The following is a 13,861-nucleotide window of genomic DNA, read 5'->3' on the forward strand; positions in this document are numbered from 1 at the left end:
AACTCACAGGGCTTTGCTCAGAAGCTGTAACTCGCCCCTAGCTGATACGTTCTGTCACGCCCAATCCAGCAGTTTGTCGCGTCGTAACAGGTCAGCGTCTCTTTGTTGGTGATGTTCTGCGCGCTGGCTTTAAGCGTTAGCCCTGCCAGCGAAGGCAGTATTTCGCCCATCCGGTAGGATGCCGACAGATCGTACTGCGTAGTGCCGCCCAGCTTACCCGCATCGTTAGCCGGAGAGATTTCCATTGGCCCGGTGTAGCGTGCGCCTGCGCCCAGCATCAGCCCTTTCAGCGGCGTGTTCTCGAAGGTGTAATCCCCCCAGAGGTTGAAGGCGTTCTCCGGCACCTGCGTCGGACGTTTTCCTTTGTACTTGTCATCTTCCGTATTGATCGCGTGGGTGTAAGCATAGTTGGCAATCAGCGTCAGGTTGTCCGTCGGACGGCTGATGGCAGACAGTTCTGCCCCTTTAGATTCCACTTCCCCGGTCTGACGATAGTTCAGGAAGCCCGGATCGGAGGTGACGACATTCTTCTGACGGATGTTAAACACCGAGGCGGTAAAGGTGGTGGCGTAATCCACCAGCAGATATTTTACCCCGCCTTCCACCTGCTTGCTGGTGGTGGGTTTGACGTCTTTTGCCACGAGCGTTCCCTGCGGCGACACCGGCGCAAAACCTTCGGAATAGCTGATAAACGGTGAAATCCCGTTCTCGAAGGCGTACAGCGCGCCCAGACGTTTGGTGACGCGGTCCTGTGATACCCAGGCCTTATCACCGTTTTGCAGATAATTGGTGGTGACGGAGCGGTAATCATCGTAGCGCAGGCTACCCAGCAGATTTAAGCCGCCAAATTCAACCTGATCCTGCAGGTAATAGCCGTTCTGCTGATAGCTCAGACGGTTTTTCTGGGCGGTATAAAGCCCCAGAGCGCCTTCATTGATCTGCGAATAGTCAGGATTGCGCATATCAATGCCCGGCGTGGCCTTCGCGTAACGGTAGTGGAAGTGGGAGTTCAGCTTCTGGTAGTCAAACCCGGCCAGCAGATGGTGTTTCCACTCGCCCAGCGCAATGGTTTTAGTCACCTGGTTGTCAATGTTGAAGCTCTTCAGATCTTCATCGGTGGTGTAGGCAAAGCGGTTAAGCTGATAGACCTCGCTCCCCGCGCCGGTTGCGTAGACGCTGCGCTGATGGGTATCGACATCGAAATAGCGCGCCTTCTGGTTAAAGCCCCAGCCGCTGTCAAACTCGTGTTCAAAGCTGTAGCCCAGCATCCACTGTCGCTGCTTAAATCCGTTCCACTCATCTCCGGCGTAATCGCGCTTACCCGCGTATTTCGAGCGCAGGTAGGCGAGCGGCAGCGGGTTCGACGGCGTCAGGCTTGGGGTATTTTGCGCCAGCGCATCCAGGGTGAGGCGAGTTTTGCTGTCGGGTTGCCAGGTGACAGACGGGGCAACCAGGTAGTTTTCATACCGGGTGGTGTGCGGCTGATCGTCATTTTCCGTGGCTTTGCCCAGCAGACGGTAGTTCCAGTCGCTGTCGGCAATCTGCCCGGTTGAGTCGAGATAGCCCTCTTTCAGGTTTCGGGTCCCGGTATTTACGCCGATCTCGGTTCGGGCTTCCCGCTGCGGCTTTTTACTCTGAATATTTACCAGCCCGCCCGGCGAGCCGCCGCCGTAAAGAACCGATGAAGGGCCTTTCAGGATATCCACGCTGTCAATCAACAGCGGGTCGATGCGGGCTTTGGTATTGCCGGTAACGTTATAGGGCAGCTGCAGCCCGTTGTAGAACTCCTGGTCGACGGTAAAGCCACGAATTTTATATTCGCTCATGTAGGAGGTATTTCCCCGCACCTCCGTAGAGACGCCCGGGGCATAGCGCAGGATTTCATTCACGGAACTTGCATGACGTTTTTCAATTTCCGGCGCAGAGACGGTCGTGATGATCTGCGGCGTTTTACTTTCGGCCACGGCGGATTTCGTGGCGCTGTTTGTCCAGGCCGGCAGCGCGCTGCCCTGCTCTGAGCCCGTGACGACGATGGTTGATTCTTCGGCGAAGGCCTGGACCTGCAATGCCAGCGTAATGGCGCCTGCCAGGGCGCATAGCGTAAAACGGGAGGTATTCATAATGTCGTCTTGTTGTTGGATGCAATACGGAACGACAATTATTATCATTTCGATTAACAAATCAATATTCAGGCAAAAAAAACGGCCCTCCGCAGAGAGCCGTTTATGTCATTTTATGCTCGTCGCAGTAACCTGAATATGCCCAACACAACAATGGCACCCACGACAGCGACCAGGAAACTGTGCAGGTCAAAACCACTTATGTTGCCTCCAAAGCCAAACATCGTCGCCAGCCAGCCGCCTACAACCGCACCAACGACCCCGAGTACACAGGTCAAAATAAAGCCGCCGCCATCGTTTCCCGGCATGATCAATTTAGCGACAGCGCCAGCAATAAGACCAAAGATAATCCAGGCGATGATACCCATAGCGATGCCCTCTTGCAGGTTTAACGCATGTGCAGAAAACCTTCTGCGCAGCTAACTTAAGTATAGGTCATCGCCGGAAAATCATTTTCTTCTCACCGACTTATCTTTGCGTAAACAGGCAAAAAAAACTCACCGGTTTGTATTAAGTTTCATTGCAGATTGCCGATAACGCTAAGACAGTCTGTCATCTATCAAGGAGCCATCCGGCGTGAGTCATTACAGTGAGCAGTTCCTCAAGCAAAATCCGCTGGCTGTATTAGGGGTATTACGCGACCTGCAAAAAGGTGAAGTGCCGCTGCGCATCAGCTGGTCGAATAATCAGTTCATCAGCAAGATCCTTGACGTATCGCAGGAGCGGCTGGTGATTGATTTAGGCAGTCAGGAGTATGAAAACCGCGCTGCGCTGAGAGCGGAGAATATCGCGGTGATGGCCGAAACGCAGGGCGCCAAAGTGGAGTTTGTCCTGTCGCGGCTGGAACTGAGCGAATACCAGGGACTCCCTGCTTTTGCTACCCCGCTTCCCACCAATCTCTGGTTTGTCCAGCGTCGTGAATATTTCCGCATCAGCGCCCCGCTTCACCCCGCCTATTTTTGCAAGGCCAAAATGCCGGACAAAAAAGAGATCCGCTTCCGTCTCTTCGATCTGTCGCTGGGCGGTATGGGCGCGCTGATGGATACGCCGAAACCTGACGGACTGGTAGAAGGCATGCGGTTTACGCAAATCGAGCTGGATATGGGGGGCTGGGGTCGCTTTTATTTCGATGCACAGCTGATTGCCATCAGCGATCGCACCGTCGTGGACAGCAAAAATGAAACCATCACCACGCCGCGTCTGAGTTTCCGTTTCCTGAACGTCGGACCCGGTGCAGAGCGTGAACTTCAGCGTATTATCTATTCGCTTGAGCGGGAAGCGCGGGAACGTGCAAATAAAGTTCTCTGAAAAAAAGAGGGCAGCGTGACCGCCGCCCGTCTGCGGCATTACATGGCATCCATCGCTTTCTGTACTTTCCAGATATAACGAGGCGCCTGTGGTGCCGGGTGATTTTTCGCCACATGTTCAAAGAACTCGTCTTTGTCCATGCCGTTAATCTCTTCTATCGCCTCTTTGCGGTCAGAGGAGAAGGTTCTGAGCAACGCGCCGGCACCGTTAACGTAAGACACTACCAGCGCGTATTGCATCACCTCCGGATCCTGAATCCCCTTCAGCACGCCATGTTCCATAATGCTCAGATAGGCTGTACCCATTGAAATGTTGCGTTCCGGGTTCTTCAGCTCGCTGGTCGACGGCTGACCGCTCCAGCCCATATAGCGGTAAACTTCTCTTCCTGCCGTGGACGCTTTAAGCTGCATCAGCCCCACCGCGTTGGACTTGCTGACAAGCGTAGGATTACCGCCGGACTCGACCGCAATAATCGCCGTGATCAGACGCGGACTGACGCCCCAGGCCTTCCCGGCTTGTTCACTGATCGGCATCCACTGCATGGCCCGCTTCACCGGCACTTCAGGGTTCCAGGGCGGATTTTGATAATCATGCTTTGAACTACAGCCAGCGAGCAACACAATCAAAAAAGCAAACCATCTCAATTTCACGTCATCTATCCTTATAGCCGGTCATCGCAGTGCGCCGCCCCCTTGAAGCAGGCAGCGTATAAGCGGCATGATATAGACAATTAGTTTCTCATTCAGCAAGGAATTGCCATGTCTCAGTTTCATCTCATCGCGCCGTCGGGCTATTGCATTAACCAGGACGCGGCGCAGCGGGGCGTTCAGCGTTTGCTGGAATCCGGCCATCAGGTAGAAAATCAGACGATTATCCCCCGCCGTCAGCAGCGCTTTGCCGGCACTGAAGCGCAGCGGCTGAATGATATCAACAGCCTGGTGAACCTGAAGGGTGAAAACCAGATAGTTCTGGCGGTGCGCGGCGGGTATGGCGCGAGTCGGCTGCTGGAGAGCATTGACTGGCAGGGACTGGCACAGCGCCAGCAGCAGGATCCGCTGCTGATTTGCGGCCACAGCGATTTCACCGTCATCCAGTTGGGACTGCTGGCGCTGCATAACGTGATCACCTTCAGCGGCCCGATGCTGGCCGGCAACTTTGGTGCACCGGAGCTGGATACGTTTACCGTGGAACATTTCTGGCGCGCGCTGCGCAATCCAACCTACAGCGTTGAGTGGCAGGGAAATGGACCTCACTGGGAATGTGAAGGCCAGCTCTGGGGCGGCAACCTGGCAATGCTGGTCTCGCTCATTGGAACGCCGTGGATGCCGCACATTGAGGACGGCATTCTGGTGCTGGAAGATATTAACGAACATCCGTTCCGCGTCGAGCGCATGCTATTGCAGCTTTATCATGCCGGTATTCTTGAACGCCAGTCCGCGATTGTGCTGGGCAGCTTTAGCGGCTCTGCGCCGAATGACTATGACGCGGGTTACTCCCTTGAGACCATGGTCGACTTCGTTCGCTCGCGGCTGGATATTCCGGTCATCACCGGCCTGGATTTTGGTCATGAGCAGCAAACCGTGACCCTGGCGCTGGGGGCGCACGCCTCCCTGATTCATAACGATTCAGGCAGCCGGCTAACCATCAGCGGCCATCCTGTCATAAAGGCATAAAAAAGCCGTTATACCCGCTTAATAAAACGCTGTTGCCGTCGTTAATATGTTAGGGTTTTAGTAACAGCGTTAACATTGAGGTGGGAGTAAGAGAACATTGGATGCCGCAGCGATAATCAGCCTTTTCATTCTGGGTTCGGTCCTTGTAACCAGCAGTATTTTATTAAGTTCATTTTCATCGCGTCTCGGCATACCTATTCTTGTTATTTTTCTTGCCATCGGCATGCTGGCTGGCATTGATGGCATCGGCGGTATCCCCTTCGACAACTACCCTTTCGCTTACATGGTAAGTAACCTCGCGCTGGCCGTGATCCTGCTTGACGGCGGGATGCGCACCCAGGCGAGCTCCTTTCGCGTTGCCTTAGGACCCGCGCTGTCGCTGGCAACCGTCGGCGTGTTGATTACCTCTGGCCTCACCGGAATGATGGCCGCGTGGCTCTTCCATCTTAATATCATGGAAGGTTTGCTGATTGGCGCTATCGTGGGTTCAACCGATGCGGCAGCCGTGTTTTCCCTGCTCGGCGGGAAAGGGCTTAACGAACGCGTTGGCTCCACGCTTGAAATTGAATCCGGCAGTAACGATCCGATGGCGGTGTTTCTCACCATTACGCTTATCGAGATGATTCAGCAGCATGAAAACGGGCTGAGCTGGATGTTTGCCTGGCATATCCTGCAGCAGTTCGGCCTGGGGATACTCATCGGCCTGGCGGGGGGCTACCTGTTACAGCAGACAATCAACCGCATATCGCTGCCGTTGGGGCTTTACCCATTGCTGGCGCTGAGCGGCGGTATTCTTATTTTTGCCGTGACCACTGCGCTGGACGGTAGCGGCATTCTCGCCGTCTATCTCTGCGGGTTCCTGATGGGCAACCGCCCTATTCGCAACCGCCATGCAATCTTGCAGAACTTTGACGGCCTGGCCTGGCTGGCACAGATCGGCATGTTCCTGGTGCTGGGGCTTCTGGTTACGCCATCAGACCTGCTGCCGATCGCCATTCCGGCGCTGCTGCTGTCTGCATGGATGATCTTCTTCGCTCGTCCGCTGTCGGTATTTGCAGGCCTGCTGCCGTTTCGCGGCTTCAACCTGCGCGAGCGCGTCTTTATCAGCTGGGTGGGCCTGCGCGGCGCGGTGCCGATTATCCTTGCGGTCTTTCCGATGATGGCCGGTCTGGATAACGCACGGCTGTTCTTTAACGTGGCGTTCTTCGTGGTGCTGATCTCGCTGCTGTTCCAGGGGACGTCGCTCGGGTGGGCGGCGAAAAAAGCCAAAGTGGTGGTGCCCCCCGTGGGCTGGCCGGTTTCCCGGGTGGGGCTCGACATTCATCCGGAGAACCCGTGGGAACAGTTTGTCTATCAGCTCAGCGCCGACAAATGGTGCGTGGGGGCCTCGCTGCGCGATTTGCACATGCCGGCTGAAACGCGCATTGCCGCCCTGTTCCGCGACAATGTCCTGCTGCACCCTACAGGCAGCACCCGCCTGCGCGAAGGGGATATTCTGTGCGTGATTGGTCGCGAGCGCGACCTGCCCGCGCTGGGCAAGCTGTTCAGCCAGTCGCCTCCGGTGGCGCTGGACCAGCGTTTCTTCGGCGATTTTATTCTGGAAGCCAGCGCCAAATTTGCCGATGTGGCATTGATTTACGGTCTGGATGAAGGGCTGGAGTACCGCGATAAGCAGCAAACGTTAGGGGAAATCATTCAGCAACTGCTGGGGGCTGCCCCCGTCGTCGGTGACCAGGTGGAGTTCGCAGGGATGATCTGGACGGTGGCGGAGAAAGAAGATAACGCAGTCAGAAAAGTCGGCGTCCGACCAATGGAAGAGGACGCGGAGTAGCGGTTTTTTTTGCCGGGTGGCGCTGACGCTTACCCGGCCTACGTTCGAGGGTTTTGTAGGTCGGGTAAGGCGAGGCCGCCACCCGACACAAACACTCGTTACACCGTCACAACTGGCACTCTCGGTGCCAGCGCGCACATCAATTCGTACCCCACCGTTCCCGCCGCGGCGGCCACGTCATCAATTTTGATTTCGTTACCCCACAGTTCAACAGGTGAGCCAATGCCCGCCTGCGGGCATGGCGTCAGGTCAACGGCCAGCATATCCATGGATATCGTCCCCACCGTCCCCGTGCGGACGCCATCCACCCACACTGGCGTACCGGTCGGCGCGATGCGCGGGTAGCCGTCGGCATAACCGCCCGCCACGATACCAATGCGCTGCTCGCCCGTTGCCCGGTAGCGGCTGCCGTAGCCCACCGTGTCACCGGCCTTCAGGGTTTGCACGCCAATGATTTCGCTGCGCAGGGTCATCACCGGCTTCAGGCCGCTGTTGGCGATATCCTGCCACTGGCCTGAGGGCGATGCACCGTACAGAACGATCCCCGGACGCACCCAGTTATAGTGCGCCTCGGGATGCCACAGCGTGGCCGCCGAGTTTGACAGCGAGCGTGGACAATCCAGTCCTTCTGCCGCCTGCTCAATACGCACCATGGCATCGGCAATACCGTCGGTTTTTTCCGCGTCGGCAAAGTGCGCCATCAGCGTCATTTCACCCACGTTCTTCAGGGCTCGTAGCTGTTGCCAGACCGTATGCACCCGCTCAGGCTGGAAGCCCAGGCGGTTCATGCCGCTGTTCACCTTGAGATAAATATCCAGCGGAGCCTGGAGCTTCGCATCCTGAATCGCCTTAATCTGCCAGTTGCTGTGAACGCTGGTGGTCAGCCGGTACTTATCCAGCAGCGGCAGATCGGCGGCGTGGAAGAACCCCTCCAGCAACAGTATGGGCCCTTTCCAGCCGCGCTCGCGCAGCAGAATGGCCTCTTCCAGATTCAGTAACGCAAAACCATCGGTCGCGCTCAGCGCGCTCCAGATACGGTCAATGCCGTGGCCGTAGGCATTCGCTTTCACCACCGACCACACGCGAGCACCAGGTGCTACCCGGCGAACAATTTGCAGGTTATCCTTCAGGGCCTGCAGGTTCAGCTGGGCCAGAACAGGACGGGACATGACAACTCCTCAGTTATGCGCGCCGTGCAGGTGCTGTGGACGCGAAGGCATAAACCCCGATTGATAGCGTGCTGCACTTAAATCGTCAAACGGAATTGCCGGCGTACGCCCGGAAATCAGGTCGCTCAGCAGCTGGCCGGACCCGCAGGCCATCGTCCAGCCAAGCGTACCGTGACCGGTATTGGTCCACAGGTTTTTATACGGCGTGCGGCCCACAATCGGTGTGCCGTCTGGCGTCATAGGACGCAGACCGGTCCAGAACGTCGCCTGTTCAACAAAACCACCGCGTGGGAAGAGATCGCCCACCACCATCTCCAGCGTTTCACGCCGCGGCTGAAGCAGCTCGGTGTTAAAGCCGACAATCTCCGCCATGCCGCCTACGCGGATGCGGTTATCGAAGCGGGTAATGGCGATTTTGTAAGTTTCATCCAGAATGGTCGACACGGGCGCACCGCTCTCCTCTTTCACCGGAATGGTCAGCGAGTAGCCCTTCAGCGGGTAGACCGGAATATCGAGAATGCCTTTCAGCATCGCGGTGGAGTACGAACCAAACGCCATGACGTAGGCATCCGCTTTGATCACCTCTTCCCCACACTTCACGCCGTAAATTTTTTCCCCTTCCGACAGCAGCTTGTCGACTGAGGTATTGAAGCGGAATTTTACCCCCGCCTGCTCGCACATTTGCGCCAGACGTTGAGTAAAGAGCTGGCAGTCGCCGGTTTCGTCATTAGGCAGGCGCAGCCCACCCGTCAGCTTATGTGCCACTTCCGCCAGAGCCGGTTCAACCTGACCCAACTGGCTGGCTTCCAGCAGTTGATACGGCACGCCTGCATCTTCCAGCACGGCGATATCGCGGGTCGCATTTTCGTACTGTTGCTCAGTGCGGAACAGCTGCAGCGTCCCGCCCTGACGGCCTTCGTACTCAATTCCGGTCGAGGCGCGCAGCGCTTTCAGACAGTCGCGGCTGTATTCCGCCAGGCGCACCATGCGCCCTTTGTTCTCCATATAGTGGCGGGTGTCGCAGTTGCGCAGCATCTGCCACATCCACTTCAGCTGGAACTGCGTGCCATCGAGGCTGATGGCCAGCGGCGCGTGGCGCTGGAACATCCATTTAATCGCTTTCAGCGGAACACCCGGTGCAGCCCACGGCGCCGCATAGCCCGGAGAGATTTGCCCGGCGTTCGCCGCGCTGGTTTCCAGCGCAGGGCCTGGCTCACGATCGATAACGGTTACGTCATGTCCCGCCTGACTTAAATACCAGGCGCTGGTTACGCCAACGACACCACTTCCCAGTATGACAACACGCATAGCCACTCCATTATGTGCAAAAGAACAATCTTCTAATTACAGATTGATAACCTAGTTGAAAATATTATTCAACATACGACTTTTTTATGGTGACTTGCCTCACACATCCCCCAGCATCAGGGGATAGTGCTAATTTGGGATCTCCTGCTGCGCGTTATTTTTAACCAGCATAATGTACTGCGAGGCACCGTTTTTTTGCCGTATCAAAAACGCGAAATCGCAAAGAAAAAATTTCTGCCCCAGCACGCTTTTTAACACGTTGATCTATGCTTGAAAGGAGGCTCTCCAGACAGAGAGAGCACCCACAACGAGGGCGCGCTAATGGCTACTATTGATTCCCTGAACAAGGACAACACACGTCTGAGCGATGGACCCGACTGGACCTTCGAGCTGCTGGATGTCTACCTCGCCGAAATCGACCGGGTCGCAAAACTCTATCGTCTGGACACCTACCCCCATCAGATTGAAGTCATTACGTCTGAACAGATGATGGACGCCTACTCCAGCGTCGGGATGCCGATTAACTATCCGCACTGGTCGTTTGGCAAAAAATTTATTGAAACGGAGCGGTTGTATAAGCACGGTCAGCAGGGGCTGGCGTATGAGATTGTCATTAACTCCAACCCGTGTATCGCCTATTTAATGGAAGAGAACACCATTACCATGCAGGCGTTGGTGATGGCGCACGCCTGCTACGGGCATAACTCATTTTTCAAGAATAACTACCTGTTCCGCAGCTGGACGGATGCCAGCTCTATCGTCGATTACCTCATATTCGCCCGTAAATACATTACCGACTGCGAAGAGCGCTATGGCGTGGACGAAGTGGAAAAACTGCTCGATTCCTGTCACGCGCTGATGAACTACGGCGTTGACCGCTATAAACGCCCGCAGAAAATCTCCCTGCAGGAGGAGAAAGCCCGGCAGAAAAGCCGCGAAGAGTATCTGCAAAGCCAGGTGAACATGCTGTGGCGTACCCTGCCTAAGCGTGAGGAAGAGAAAGCGGTCACCGAAGCGCGTCGTTATCCGTCCGAGCCGCAGGAAAACCTGCTCTATTTTATGGAGAAGAATGCCCCGCTGCTGGAGTCATGGCAGCGTGAGATCCTGCGCATCGTGCGCAAGGTAAGCCAGTATTTCTACCCGCAAAAGCAGACGCAGGTGATGAACGAAGGCTGGGCGACATTCTGGCACTACACCATTCTCAACCATCTGTACGACGAGGGGAAAGTTACCGAGCGGTTCATGATGGAATTCCTTCACAGCCATACCAACGTGGTGTTCCAGCCGCCCTATAACAGCCCGTGGTACAGCGGGATTAACCCGTATGCGCTTGGCTTTGCCATGTTCCAGGACATCAAGCGTATCTGCCAGTCGCCGACGGAAGAAGATAAGTACTGGTTCCCGGATATCGCCGGCTCTGACTGGCTGGAAACGCTACATTTTGCGATGCGTGACTTTAAGGATGAGAGCTTTATCAGCCAGTTTATGTCGCCGAAGATCATGCGTGATTTCCGCTTCTTCACCGTGCTGGACGATGACCGCAACAACTTCCTGGAGATTTCAGCGATCCACAACGAAGAGGGATACCGTGAGATTCGCTCTCGCCTCTCTTCCCAGTACAACCTGAGCAACCTTGAACCCAATATTCAGGTGTGGAACGTGGATTTGCGCGGTGACCGCTCCCTGACGCTGCGCTATATCCCCCACAACCGCGCGCCGCTGGATAAAGGACGTAAAGAGGTGCTGAAACATGTGCATCGCCTGTGGGGCTTTGACGTACAGCTGGAGCAGCAGAATGAAGACGGGAGCGTAGAGCTGCTGGAACGCTGCCCGGCGCGGTTGAATACGCTGTAGTGTTTTTTGCCGGGTGGCGGCTACGCCTTACCCGGCCTACGGGTCCTGTAGGTCGGGTAAGGCGTAGCCGCCACCCGACGAAAAAAAACCTCTCGATTGAGAGGTTTTATTCTTTAGCGACTATGAATCGCTAAATCACCCGGCAGCGTTTTCTGCATACGGTGCCAGATTTCACCGGAATCGTGACCGTAGCGACGCACCGTTTCATAAACCTGATCGTGCAGGCCTTCAGTGCAGAGCTTGCTCAGCTTATGGTAAAAGCCCAGCGCCAGGCTACGCGCTTCCGGATTGGCAAAATAGTGGCGGCCGATGCGGGTATAAAGCCCTTTCATGCCGTTGAGGATAAGACCGTACACCGGGTTACCGGAGGCAAACGCCAGGCCGCGAAACACGTTGTAATCGAGGGTGGCAAACGCATCGGCGTGATCTTCCACCTCGTTCGCGGTAGCCAGCACCGCAAGGGCATCTTCCGGATGCTGACGGAAAGCGGTACGAATAAAGATCGTCGCGATGTTGGTGCGAACGGAGAGCAGGTTATCAATGAGCTGCGGCACGCTTTCATGATCGAGACGCGCCAGCGTTTCAAGAATGTTCAGTCCGGACGTTTCCCAGAAGTTATTCACTTTCGTTGGCTTGCCGTGCTGAATCGTCAACCACCCATCACGCGCCAGTCGCTGGAGGACTTCACGCAGCGTGGTGCGAGTGACGCCAATCAGTTCAGAGAGTTCGCGTTCAGCCGGAAGAATGGACCCTGCAGGGAAACGATTATTCCAAATGCTTTCAATGATGTACTCTTCCGCGAAACCCGCCGGGCTCTGCGCCTTAATGACCATAGTGAGATTTCCATTACACAGCTTTAGCAAATTGGACTCATCATACCAGAGGCGCGCAGTGGCAGGTAGCGCGGCAAAGCGAGAAAAGAGGGATCGCCGTTTCATTTTTGTGAAATTTACAATCCCGCCTTATCCGCCTCCAGGCCGCGATTTTTGCGTATACTGTTGTTTTGTCTTACTTGACGGGGAAGGACGTCTGTCGTGGAAATTTCTTTTGGGCGCGCGCTGTGGCGCAACTTTTTAGGCCAGTCTCCGGACTGGTACAAACTTATACTTCTGGTATTCCTGGTCGTTAACCCTCTCCTCTTTAGCGTGAGTCCGTTCATTGCCGGGTGGCTGCTGGTCGCGGAGTTTATCTTTACCCTGGCCATGGCGCTGAAATGTTATCCCCTGTTGCCGGGCGGGTTACTGGCTTTTGAAGCCGTCGTCATCGGTATGACCAGCGCCGAACATGTCAAAGCCGAGCTGGCGTCTAATCTTGAAGTGCTTCTGCTGCTGATATTTATGGTGGCGGGCATCTACTTTATGAAACAGCTGTTGCTGTTTATCTTCACGCGTCTGCTGCTCAGCATTCCATCGAAAATGTTCCTCTCGCTGGCGTTTTGCCTTGCGGCCGCTTTCCTGTCGGCCTTCCTGGATGCGCTGACGGTTGTCGCGGTGGTGATAAGTGTAGCGGTTGGGTTTTACGGTATTTATCACCGTGTCGCCTCCTCTCGCCCGGGAGAGGACCTGCAGGATGACAGCCACGTCGAAGCGCATAACCGTGACGTGCTGGAACAGTTTCGCGCCTTCCTGCGCAGCCTGATGATGCATGCCGGCGTCGGTACCGCGCTGGGCGGTGTGATGACGATGGTGGGCGAGCCGCAAAACCTGATCATTGCCAAAGCGGCGGGCTGGCACTTCGGTGAGTTCTTCCTGAGGATGGCGCCGGTGAGCGTACCGGTGCTTTTCTGCGGTCTGGCGACCTGTCTGCTGGTGGAGAAGTTTCGTCTCTTTGGCTATGGGGCGCAACTTCCGGAGCCGGTACGTCAGGAACTGCATAAATTCGATTTACAGAGCCGAAGCCAGCGGACGCGCCAGGAGACGCTGCGTCTGATTGCTCAGGGGATTATCGGCGTCTGGCTTATCGCGGCGCTGGCGCTCCATCTTGCCGAAGTGGGGCTGATTGGCCTGTCGGTCATTATTCTCGCCACCACCTTTACCGGCGTGACGGATGAACACGCCATCGGCAAAGCCTTTACCGAAGCCCTGCCGTTTACCGCCCTGCTGGCGGTGTTCTTTGCGGTCGTGGCAGTGATTATCGACCAGCATCTGTTCGCGCCGATTATTGCCTTTGTCTTACAGGCCGCGCCGGATGCTCAGCTGACGCTGTTTTACCTGTTCAACGGTCTGCTTTCGTCAATCTCAGATAACGTCTTTGTCGGGACGGTCTACATCAACGAGGCCAAAGCCGCGATGGAGCAAGGCGTCATCAGCGCCGGTCAGTTTGAGCTACTGGCCGTGGCGATCAATACCGGCACCAACCTGCCGTCGGTGGCGACACCCAATGGACAGGCCGCCTTCCTGTTCCTGCTGACCTCGGCCCTCGCGCCGCTCATACGTCTTTCGTATGGCAGGATGGTATGGATGGCGCTGCCCTATACGCTGGTGCTCACGATAGTGGGATTGCTTTGCGTCAAAATTACCCTCATTCCCTGTACGCAATGGTTGATACAAGCGGGTATACTTGCGGCGCAGTAAACAATGCATCTCGGGCAGTTCGCTG

Annotated in this window: 11 protein-coding genes and 1 pseudogene; 5 read left to right on the plus strand and 7 right to left on the minus strand. The window is 55.9% G+C overall.

What is annotated here, in order from left to right:
• Positions 1-17 precede the first annotated feature (17 nt).
• Complete coding sequence (locus tag PYW49_RS17650) at positions 18-2,120, minus strand: TonB-dependent siderophore receptor (RefSeq protein WP_320387099.1); 2,103 nt, start codon at positions 2,118-2,120, stop codon at positions 18-20.
• 113 nt (positions 2,121-2,233) lie between these two features.
• Positions 2,234-2,488 (minus strand): GlsB/YeaQ/YmgE family stress response membrane protein, encoded by a 255-nt coding sequence (locus tag PYW49_RS17655; RefSeq protein WP_320387100.1) that lies wholly within the window; start codon positions 2,486-2,488, stop codon positions 2,234-2,236.
• Positions 2,489-2,696: 208 nt separating this feature from the next.
• Here PYW49_RS17655 and ycgR point away from each other — a divergent pair, with 208 nt between their 5' ends.
• Positions 2,697-3,428, plus strand: coding sequence for a flagellar brake protein YcgR (ycgR, locus tag PYW49_RS17660; protein WP_134350630.1), 732 nt, complete (start codon positions 2,697-2,699; stop codon positions 3,426-3,428).
• A 38-nt stretch (positions 3,429-3,466) separates the two neighbouring features.
• On the opposite strand, the gene emtA is transcribed toward ycgR, so the two are convergent.
• Positions 3,467-4,078 (minus strand): membrane-bound lytic murein transglycosylase EmtA, encoded by a 612-nt coding sequence (gene emtA, locus PYW49_RS17665; RefSeq protein ID WP_134350631.1) that lies wholly within the window; start codon positions 4,076-4,078, stop codon positions 3,467-3,469.
• A 108-nt stretch (positions 4,079-4,186) separates the two neighbouring features.
• Between emtA and ldcA the strand changes: the two genes are divergently transcribed.
• Together ldcA and PYW49_RS17675 are read left to right on the plus strand one after the other, a co-directional pair.
• Positions 4,187-5,101: a muramoyltetrapeptide carboxypeptidase gene (ldcA, locus tag PYW49_RS17670; protein WP_320387101.1), complete on the plus strand. Its 915-nt coding sequence runs from the start codon at positions 4,187-4,189 to the stop codon at positions 5,099-5,101.
• A gap of 97 nt (positions 5,102-5,198) precedes the next feature.
• Entirely contained in the window at positions 5,199-6,932 is a 1,734-nt protein-coding gene (locus PYW49_RS17675) for a potassium/proton antiporter (RefSeq protein ID WP_134350633.1), read from the plus strand.
• On the opposite strand, the pseudogene PYW49_RS23430 reads toward PYW49_RS17675, so the two are convergent.
• From PYW49_RS23430 to PYW49_RS17685, 3 genes and pseudogenes are all read right to left on the minus strand, one after another.
• A pseudogene (locus PYW49_RS23430) lies at positions 6,870-7,070 on the minus strand (hypothetical protein); the annotation flags it as partial. The gene PYW49_RS17675 and the pseudogene PYW49_RS23430 overlap by 63 nt on opposite strands.
• On the minus strand, positions 7,031-8,101 hold the full coding sequence (gene dadX, locus PYW49_RS17680; RefSeq protein ID WP_320387102.1) for a catabolic alanine racemase DadX: 1,071 nt from the start codon (positions 8,099-8,101) through the stop codon (positions 7,031-7,033). The pseudogene PYW49_RS23430 and the gene dadX, both read right to left, overlap by 40 nt.
• 9 nt (positions 8,102-8,110) lie before the next feature.
• A complete protein-coding gene (locus PYW49_RS17685) occupies positions 8,111-9,409 on the minus strand; it encodes a D-amino acid dehydrogenase (RefSeq protein ID WP_320387103.1) in 1,299 nt (432 codons plus the stop codon).
• Between the two features lie 321 nt (positions 9,410-9,730).
• Between PYW49_RS17685 and PYW49_RS17690 the strand changes: the two genes are divergently transcribed.
• Positions 9,731-11,263: a SpoVR family protein gene (locus PYW49_RS17690; RefSeq protein ID WP_134350636.1), complete on the plus strand. Its 1,533-nt coding sequence runs from the start codon at positions 9,731-9,733 to the stop codon at positions 11,261-11,263.
• Positions 11,264-11,376: 113 nt separating this feature from the next.
• On the opposite strand, the gene fadR is transcribed toward PYW49_RS17690, so the two are convergent.
• Positions 11,377-12,096, minus strand: a complete 720-nt coding sequence (gene fadR, locus PYW49_RS17695) for a fatty acid metabolism transcriptional regulator FadR (protein ID WP_320387104.1) — start codon at positions 12,094-12,096, stop codon at positions 11,377-11,379.
• A 201-nt stretch (positions 12,097-12,297) separates the two neighbouring features.
• Here fadR and nhaB point away from each other — a divergent pair, with 201 nt between their 5' ends.
• Entirely contained in the window at positions 12,298-13,836 is a 1,539-nt protein-coding gene (gene nhaB, locus PYW49_RS17700; RefSeq protein WP_320387105.1) for a Na(+)/H(+) antiporter NhaB, read from the plus strand.
• Positions 13,837-13,861: the final 25 nt, after the last annotated feature.

The organism is Enterobacter chinensis, from assembly GCF_034008295.1.
Taxonomy (GTDB): Bacteria; Pseudomonadota; Gammaproteobacteria; order Enterobacterales; family Enterobacteriaceae; genus Enterobacter; species Enterobacter chinensis.

What these genes read in the sequence shown, in the direction of transcription:
- PYW49_RS17650 (WP_320387099.1), bottom strand. Translation starts at nt 2,120, where the DNA reads ATGAATACCTCCCGTTTTACGCTATGCGCCCTGGCAGGCGCCATTACG.
- PYW49_RS17655 (WP_320387100.1), bottom strand. Translation starts at nt 2,488, where the DNA reads ATGGGTATCATCGCCTGGATTATCTTTGGTCTTATTGCTGGCGCTGTC.
- ldcA (WP_320387101.1), top strand. Translation starts at nt 4,187, where the DNA reads ATGTCTCAGTTTCATCTCATCGCGCCGTCGGGCTATTGCATTAACCAG.
- dadX (WP_320387102.1), bottom strand. Translation starts at nt 8,101, where the DNA reads ATGTCCCGTCCTGTTCTGGCCCAGCTGAACCTGCAGGCCCTGAAGGAT.
- PYW49_RS17685 (WP_320387103.1), bottom strand. Translation starts at nt 9,409, where the DNA reads ATGCGTGTTGTCATACTGGGAAGTGGTGTCGTTGGCGTAACCAGCGCC.
- PYW49_RS17690 (WP_134350636.1), top strand. Translation starts at nt 9,731, where the DNA reads ATGGCTACTATTGATTCCCTGAACAAGGACAACACACGTCTGAGCGAT.
- fadR (WP_320387104.1), bottom strand. Translation starts at nt 12,096, where the DNA reads ATGGTCATTAAGGCGCAGAGCCCGGCGGGTTTCGCGGAAGAGTACATC.